This is a genomic window from Mycobacterium sp. NGS40, assembly GCF_059812735.1.
Genome location: NZ_JCALDG010000058.1, coordinates 1 through 7,743 on the forward strand (window position 1 = coordinate 1; position 7,743 = coordinate 7,743).

Below are 7,743 nucleotides of genomic sequence, written 5' to 3' on the forward strand. Positions count from 1 at the left end.
CAACCCGGTGAATACGACACGAACCTCACCCTGGATTACCCGCCGCTGCGCGAGATGCTCGAGCGTTGCACAGAGTTCCTGCCGATTTTGCGCGGTGCCCGGCTGGATCCGGTCGATCCTCTGCGGGTGGGGTTGCGGCCGTTCCGTGAAGGAGGTGTGCGACTCGAAATGCAGCCTGGCACTCGGATCGTGCACAACTACGGTCACGGAGGTGCGGGCGTGACTTTGTCGTGGGGTTGTGCTCACGACGTTGCCGACCTAGCCGGCGCGATGCTAGTGCGGGAGGCTGCCGTCTGAGACGGCCGTGGCGAGGCCGCCGAAAGTGCCGGCGGAAGTTCGTTGTTCGATCGATGGGGAAAGGACCAAGATAATGATGATGATGGCTATGCCCGCCCCAGAGTGGGTGACGGTATTGGGCTGGGTGGTGACGAGCGTCGGGGTGGTGCTGGCCGGTGTCATTCTCGCCGACATCTATGTTGGCGGTCATCGGCAGCCCGTACCCGCGATGGAGGCCGTGTGGCCGATCACCGCGATTTATGCCGGCCCGTTCGCATTGTGGGCCTACTACGGTTGGGGCCGACCAGCGACCCGGAAATGGCAACGGCAACACGGGGAACCGCCTCGGTTGGGTTTTCCCGCGACGGTCGCAGTTGCCACTATTCCCGGTGGCGCCGCGTCAATGATTGGGCACGCGATCGCCATGCCGCTGGTGATGTGGACCGGCATGACCATCGCACACCAGGCGGTGTGGCCGATGATCTTGCTGATTGCGGCGTTCGCCCTGCCGGTGCTGATTGTCTTCGAATACCACTGGCTCTCACGCACCGGCTCAGCGCCGACCGTCGGTCAGCGGCTGCGGGCCGCATCACTGATCTCGACGCTCGCGATTCTTGCGTTCGACGTGGGCATGGGCGCCTCGATGCTGCTTGTGGCCTTTGTATTGAAGTATTCGGGCACGTCGATGGCGCTGTGGCTGATCATGTGGGCCGGCATGTGGCTGGGCTTCGCGACTGCCTATCCCGTGGTGTGGTGGTGGCTCAAGAAGGATGCAACCGCGTCGCTGAGCCCGGCCGAGATCACCGACACAGAGCTAGTTGAGAGAGCACGCTAGCTCAAAACCGTTGCTGTCGGCGCTGCCAACAGGGTCGATGTGTTCGATCGGTAACTCGGCCGCCACAGCAGTACCGAGCAGAAGGAGGGTGAAGGTTATGCGTCGATCGGTTCGTTATCTCGCCGTTGTGGTCGCCCTCGCGGTGACGGCCGCGGCCCGCCCCCCGATTTTCAGTTCGGCGGCCGTCCCCTCCCCTGACGCGGCACCGCGCGTGGCCGAGATCCTTCCCTCCAATGGAGCGCTGGTAGGAGTCGCACACCCAGTAGTGGTGATCTTCACCGCGGCGGTGCCGGCGACTGATCGCGCCGCGATCGAGCGGACCATCCGCGTCACGTCACCGGGTAACATCACCGGTCGCTTCGAGTGGGTCGATGACCATGTCGTGCAGTGGGTTCCGGTTCGCTACTGGCCCGCTCACTCCCATGTCACGGTAAGCGTGCACGAGCTGGGTACGGGATTCGACACCGGCGATGCGCTGCTGGGGGTGGCCAGTATCTCTGCACACACCTTCACCGTCAGCAGGAACGGAGAGGTACTTCGGACCATGCCCGCATCGCTGGGCAAGGCCAGCCGCCCGACCCCGGTCGGCACCTTCACGGTGCTGGAAAAGCAACGCAGTGTAGTGATGGATTCGCGAACCATCGGTATCCCGCTGGACTCTTCAGAGGGTTACAAGCTCACCGTTGAGTACGCGGTGCGAGTCACCTGGGGCGGCGTGTATGTGCACTCAGCACCCTGGTCAGTCACCTCTCAGGGAAACTCCAATGTCAGCCACGGATGCATCAACCTCAGCCCCGACAACGCCGCGTGGTATTTCGAACGCGTCACTATCGGCGATCCCGTGCAAGTCGTCGCATAGCGGGCCGATGTCCAGAAGCCCCTACCCGCACCCCCACCAACCCCCACCAACAGCACGCAGCACCAACCACCCGATTACACGAGGTCCGCCTTCACGACAGCTAACGGCCAACGAGCAATGCTGCGCTAAGTACGAAACCAATAAGACCAGCCCGCGACCCCAATCGCCAGGTCCTGCCCTGGGAGCGCCTATATATTGCCGAGGCTGGGGCCGCGCGCGTGCGGCCAAGATCGGCCGTCGTGGTCGGATACCCGACATTGTGTGTGCACCATAGTTTAATCTACTATGCACGTACGTAGTTGAGTACATCGCGCGGTGTGGGATGCGGGGCCGGTGGGAGGCGTGACGGTGCGGGTGCGCGGGTTCGGAGAGTTGGAAGCCGTGGTGATCGACCGCATCTGGGACCGGGATGGAGCGACGAGCGTCCGCGAAATTTTCGACGAGCTGGCTGCCCAACGCGAGATCGCCTACACCACCGTCATGTCAACCATGGACAACCTGCACACCAAAGGGTGGCTGGCGCGTGAACGAGACGGCAAGGCCTACCGGTACTGGCCGACGTTGACCCGCGAGCAGCACAGTGCCCGGCTTATGCGTGAGGCGCTCGACGGCGGGGGGCGCGCCGAGCTGGTGCTTAGCCACTTCCTCGAACAGATCAGCCCAGAAGAATCCGCGCGGTTGCGTGCTGCGTTGCAGCGGCTGCCCAGACGACGCCGACGCAAGTAAACCATGCCGGGCCCAGGGGCTCTGCCTGCAGCATGTCGAATATGGCTGCCTTGCAGTGGCATTGGTGCGAAGTGACTTCGCGTTCGTCGGCGGCTACGGTGGCCCCATCATGCCGCCGTGTCCCGTCATGCCGCCAGAGCCGCCCAGCATGCCCTACATCATCGCGGGCATCCCGTCGTCGTGGACGAAGCCGCTCACCTCACGGGCGTGAGCACGGATCGGGTCGATCAACGCGGGATCATCACTGGTTTCCTCGGCGATGACGCCCCTAGGTGTCAGGGTCAACCGGCGGCGGTAGCCCCGGGCGTTGCCGAACAGCATCGATAGGCCCGAGCCCATACATATGACCTCCGTGCCGTGGTCAAGATGGGAGTACATGCTCGACACGTGGTCGTGCAGTTGGGCGGCCAGGTCCGGCGAGTTCGACTCGGTGGTGGTGCGCACCCCGCCGGGGATCTCCTCGACCGTGCGACTGATCTCCGTGGGCCGGCGGAACATCTCCGTATACGCGCTCATGTCGGCCGGATTGGCAGCCCATCATGCCGCCGTCGGTCAACCGGATCCGCAGGATCGGCGTCCCGAGCGCGCAGCGCGCGCATATACCCCAGACCGGCCAGCACGCAGGCGCCCAGCGCCGCGCGCCGGGTGAACCTATCCACGTGACACCTCCTGGATACCTCAATCTTGTTGACGGTCAACGAGCTAACGCGACCACCTCAATTTGCACGCCTACATCAGCCTGCCGTAGAAATCGTCTCTCGGGTACCGCCTCGCACGCCAGGCGACGCCGCCACCTGGACGGTGTCAGCAATGAACAGAGCCGACGCGGCCCTTGCTGCGACCGGCCACCCATTTCAGGAGCCAGCTCGATCCCACGTCATCTATCGCGTTCGTCTTGTGCGTCGCCGGGGAGTTGGACGAAACCAGCGTGGCCACAGCGAGATACGAGGCTTACTATCTACGTACAGATGTCGTAGATAATCAGGGTGGTAACGCTTGGGTTGGTGAACTTACCAGGTACTCGACTCGTGTCACAACAGGAGGTGACTGAGTGCCAGGAGCCACCGCAGGATCGGAGTGGCAAGTCGCGGCGATGGCGGCTCTCTCCGACGAGCGCTCCGCCGGCTTATGGCGATACACAATGGGTTTAACGAGCGCCCAGCGTCGCGCCGAAGACGTCGTCCGCGAGCCGCGCCAGCGGAGGCGGCAGCAATCACGAGCCGCAGCCGCCGAACGATCGGCGCGAGGGCCGCTCTTCACCATGGCGCGCAGCGTGCTCGTCGACGAGCGAGGCAGCAACTCAAGCACGCCTCGGGTGACCACTCCTGACGAGATCGGCGCCGCGCTGGGCCAGCTGGTGATCCTCGACGCAATCGGCCAACCGTGGGCCGGGCATCGGGCCGTGATCGAATTGCTCGTGCCATCGGGGATCGACTACCACACGGATTGCTTCAGACGTTCGAATCGCCGCAACGACGGTGAAGTCACGATTCGTGTTATCCCGCCCGGGCACTGCGGGTCACCCTGCACGAGACCGGGTGACACATCGAGCACGCGGCCGCTCATCCGGAGGCCCGTCGGCGGCGAATGCCAAATGGCGCAAGTTGGTTGGCTTGAGCCTAAAGCCGTCCGCCAGCCCGTCCATGCGCCCGAAATCTCAAATGCGGTGCTACCAGCTGGGGATGGAAGATGATGAGGACATCGTTACGCGGTCCCGGCCCGACTGGTGACAACCACCACCACGCGATGTGGGATGCCGCCTACGTCTTGGGATCACTATGCACCACCGATTGGCGCGAATTCGAGGCGCACATGGCCGGCTGCCCGCAATGCCGACAAGCCATCGCTGAACTCAGTGGCATTCCGGCCATGCTGTCACAGCTTGACCGCAATGACATCGCCGCGATCAACAAGGCAGACCAGCCATCCGCCGCATCGGAGATGCCACCGGAGTTGCTCCCAACGCTACTGGCCGCGGTGCATTCGCGTCGCCGCCGAACCCGCGTGATGACCTGGATGGGTTGGGCCGCCGCTGCCATCATTCTGACGATCGGTGTGCTGATCGGGGTTCACAGCAGTTTCTTGACGTCCACCCCGCAGCAGTCGACCGTGTCGGCCCTGCCAATGGACCAGGTCGGGACCACCCTACTGTCCTCGACCGTATCGCTTGACGGCCAGCAGTGGGGTACGACCATCGCGCTGAAGTTCGTGTGCCTGGCTCCACCGGATGCCCCCCACGATACGGTGGCACTGGTCGTGGTAGGTCGCGACGGCAGCCAAACCCGGCTGGCGTCTTGGGTGGCCATCCCCCGCCACACGGCGACACCCACCGGCAGCGTTTCGATGCCGATCAGCCAGATCGCTGCAGTACAAGTGGTTTTGGCCGACAACGGTCACGTGATGCTGCAACGCTCGATATAATTTCGACCGCACGCCGTATCAATTGGTTTCCAAGGCGCAGCGCTATTGGCCCGCCGCGAATTCATAATGGCTGGGTATGGATTCTCCGGGTTGGGGGCTCCCGAAGATCAGCACAATTTCGTCGCGCGCGTTGATGGGCAGGGCCGCAGGGTTGCCGGTGACAGGAGTGCCATTGAGGAAGGCCCGCAGCGTCTTTCCGTTGCCGGTCTGCAAACCGCCGATGCTGTCGGTGGACAGTCCGACGTCCCATTCGGTGAAGAACTCGCCGAGGGTAAACGTCTGCATCACGGGCGATTCGATATGAATCACCCCCGTCGAGTCGTGCGTGTGCACGGGGCTGATTCCCCGCCGGTCGACACCGATCATCGCGGGGACCTCAACGGGTTGCCCGTTAACGCGCACGTCGAGGTGGGCATGAATGTGTTCGACAGTGCCCTCGCGACTGAGCATGGGCAGCCCGGCAGCTCGCACCGCGGCAGCTGCATCGGTCGGAGCGCTCCACGGCGGAGCTGTCTGACGACCGACCGCAGCGGTAACGGGTGGGTTATGCAGCTGCAGAGGAACTGCTTGATTCTGTTGAGAACGAACCGATTTCGCGATGACGAGGATGGCGATCAAGACGACGATTCCTGCTAGGACGATCCGTACCCATCCTCCGCTGCGCCCCCGCGCGCCAGCGTTCCGTGCCGCGACACAGGACCCCTTTCTCCTGCTCGCACCGTTTGGCCTAGCACCTGGCGCGTTTTTCGGCATCTTGAGCCTCCATTTCACAGGGATCATGCGGATGGCCCGGCGGCCTGGCGTTGGATCAGCGGTGGGAGGTCCTGGCCCGGATCGCCCGCAGGACGATCACCGCGACGCGGTGGTGGCGGTCGAACACCATAGTGGTTGCAACCACGCTGATCGGGTAACGGCCCGCCTAAGGCGATCCTGTTGCGCATCGATTGGTCGAAGATGCCGAGATACATGACGAGGCGGGTTCGGTAGTGCGAGGCCGCCTGCTGGCCATCGCGTGCGTCGGTGCGCATCATTAGCCCCATCCGACAGCGCAGGCCAGGGTCGCGAGCCCCGGCACCGCATGTCTCCTCCTCGAATCGACCGTAGACCACCCGGGGCAATCTACGGTCTACGTACCTACACAGTAGTCTATTGCTCGCGCTGAGGCACGCCAATGACCGCGTGGCCGAAGCCCTCAGGGCGCGTAGGCGCCGATTTCTTCAAACGATGACGTGGCCCGGGCCGCCGGTACATTGCACACGAGAATGACAGTAGTGAAGTTACCCACCGGTCGTGTACCGGGTTACCCCATCTCTGCATTCTGGCCGTGGTGACAGGTGGGGCAACGGCATCACCGTTGTCGTCAATGTCGTCAGCTCCAAACCGGCCTCAGGTCACTTTCTTCCCAACGCCGCCGTCAGTCAACACACCTACGCGTGCCCTAATTTCCACGGAATTAGGACTGCAGGGAACAAACGCCATAACTTATCTCGGTGCTCGGGTCGGTCGACACGGCGAAGGAATTGGTCAACGAGCGTTGCGGGTACGGGGTCCGTCGCGCCGAATCCCTCGGAGTGACAACATCGGGTGGTTGGCGATTCTGCCGAATAGAGCCGGCTCGAGCTCACAGGCCAGGACCCTCATCCGCATGAAGCGAATCCGGTAGACCGCTGTCCACCAGGGCGGCGACCCAACCTGCGCTTGTCTGAACTCGGCATCTTCGACCACGTGACGTCAATACCTACCCCGGGGGGGTAGGCTCGGATTATGTTGGACCGGTCATGCGGCGTTCGCGCTTCAGGAGTGCCGAGCACGCCGCCCCGACGCGGCTTAGCGTCCGCCAATGGGTTCTCCAAAACACGTGCTGTCGTCCACGGCTGTGGGCTCGTGGCGGTGTCACGCCCTGGGGGTCGCCGTGGTGTCATCCGTCAGCAGCTGTCTGGGGTGTCGACGCCTGGGGCGTATCAGATCTTGCCGAAGGAGCTGGCGGATAGGCCATCTGGGCCATCCACAGCCTACTTCCTAATTCGTCTCAGTTGATTGAGGAGTTAAAGATGTCCGGTGTCGACGTTGCCGTTCTGGTTGGGACGGCGTTGGTGATCGCGGGGTTGGCGTGGTATTTCTTTGCCCCGCGACGCGCGCAGGCCGCTACCGTCGGCGGTGGTGTGCAGCGGCTTCAGATTAGGGTGAGCGGTGGGTATAGCCCAAACGTCGTAGAGGTGCGCCAAGGTGTTACGGTGGAGATCGAGTTCGATCGGCAAGAGACCGGGGATTGCACATCGCGGGTCGTATTTCCCGACCTCCATTTGTCGGCGGCGCTGCCCGCTTACCAGCGCACCACAGTGCGGTTTACCCCGGAGCAGGCGGGATCGTTCGGGTTCGCCTGCGGCATGAACATGGTCTCAGGCACACTCGTCGTCACCCCCAACGACCTGGCCACGCCCCCTGGCGAATCTGAAACGCCCACCGCCGCTTCAGGTTGCGCGCCAGCCGATGGTGTGGCCGAGCCGGCCGCCGCCGAGATCGAGGCTACCCAGGCCGAAGAACGTCGCGCCGAGAGCGCCGACCTGGTCCGTAGGGTGGTGATCGGCGCGGCATTTACCCTTCCGGTGCTGTATGCGGTAATGGC

General features: G+C 63.5%; 7 protein-coding genes and 1 pseudogene. 6 read left to right on the forward strand and 2 right to left on the reverse strand.

All coding sequences use genetic code 11. The features are described 5' to 3' along the window. The 4 genes from AC5Y5O_RS31470 to AC5Y5O_RS31485 form a co-directional block, all read left to right on the forward strand. A partial coding sequence (locus tag AC5Y5O_RS31470) for an FAD-dependent oxidoreductase (RefSeq protein WP_500028703.1) occupies positions 1-297 on the forward strand: 297 nt, incomplete at its 5' end. Between the two features lie 88 nt (positions 298-385). After that, entirely contained in the window at positions 386-1,111 is a 726-nt protein-coding gene (locus tag AC5Y5O_RS31475) for a DUF4396 domain-containing protein (protein ID WP_342931156.1), read from the forward strand. A 97-nt stretch (positions 1,112-1,208) separates the two neighbouring features. Further along, the gene (locus AC5Y5O_RS31480) at positions 1,209-1,970 is read left to right on the forward strand and encodes a L,D-transpeptidase (protein ID WP_330981474.1); all 762 of its coding nucleotides are present in this window, start codon (positions 1,209-1,211) and stop codon (positions 1,968-1,970) included. A 348-nt stretch (positions 1,971-2,318) separates the two neighbouring features. Then, on the forward strand, positions 2,319-2,696 hold the full coding sequence (locus AC5Y5O_RS31485) for a BlaI/MecI/CopY family transcriptional regulator (RefSeq protein ID WP_330981485.1): 378 nt from the start codon (positions 2,319-2,321) through the stop codon (positions 2,694-2,696). 153 nt (positions 2,697-2,849) lie between these two features. On the opposite strand, the pseudogene AC5Y5O_RS31490 reads toward AC5Y5O_RS31485, so the two are convergent. Further along, positions 2,850-3,355: pseudogene (locus AC5Y5O_RS31490) on the reverse strand (hypothetical protein). A gap of 1,033 nt (positions 3,356-4,388) precedes the next feature. On the opposite strand from AC5Y5O_RS31490, the gene AC5Y5O_RS31495 reads away from it, so the two are divergent. Further along, positions 4,389-5,117 carry an anti-sigma factor family protein gene (locus AC5Y5O_RS31495; protein WP_330981486.1) on the forward strand — a complete coding sequence of 243 codons (729 nt, stop codon included), beginning with the start codon at positions 4,389-4,391 and terminating at the stop codon, positions 5,115-5,117. Between the two features lie 42 nt (positions 5,118-5,159). Here the strand turns inward: AC5Y5O_RS31495 and AC5Y5O_RS31500 are convergent, their stop codons facing one another. Beyond that, positions 5,160-5,735 (reverse strand): hypothetical protein, encoded by a 576-nt coding sequence (locus tag AC5Y5O_RS31500; RefSeq protein ID WP_330981475.1) that lies wholly within the window; start codon positions 5,733-5,735, stop codon positions 5,160-5,162. Between the two features lie 1,433 nt (positions 5,736-7,168). On the opposite strand from AC5Y5O_RS31500, the gene AC5Y5O_RS31505 reads away from it, so the two are divergent. Further along, positions 7,169-7,743: cupredoxin domain-containing protein (locus tag AC5Y5O_RS31505; protein ID WP_500028704.1), on the forward strand; the 575-nt coding region annotated here is incomplete at its 3' end.

Coding starts and splice junctions, on each gene's coding strand:
- AC5Y5O_RS31475 (WP_342931156.1), top strand. CDS start 386: ATGCCCGCCCCAGAGTGGGTGACGGTATTGGGCTGGGTGGTGACGAGC.
- AC5Y5O_RS31480 (WP_330981474.1), top strand. CDS start 1,209: ATGCGTCGATCGGTTCGTTATCTCGCCGTTGTGGTCGCCCTCGCGGTG.
- AC5Y5O_RS31495 (WP_330981486.1), top strand. CDS start 4,389: ATGAGGACATCGTTACGCGGTCCCGGCCCGACTGGTGACAACCACCAC.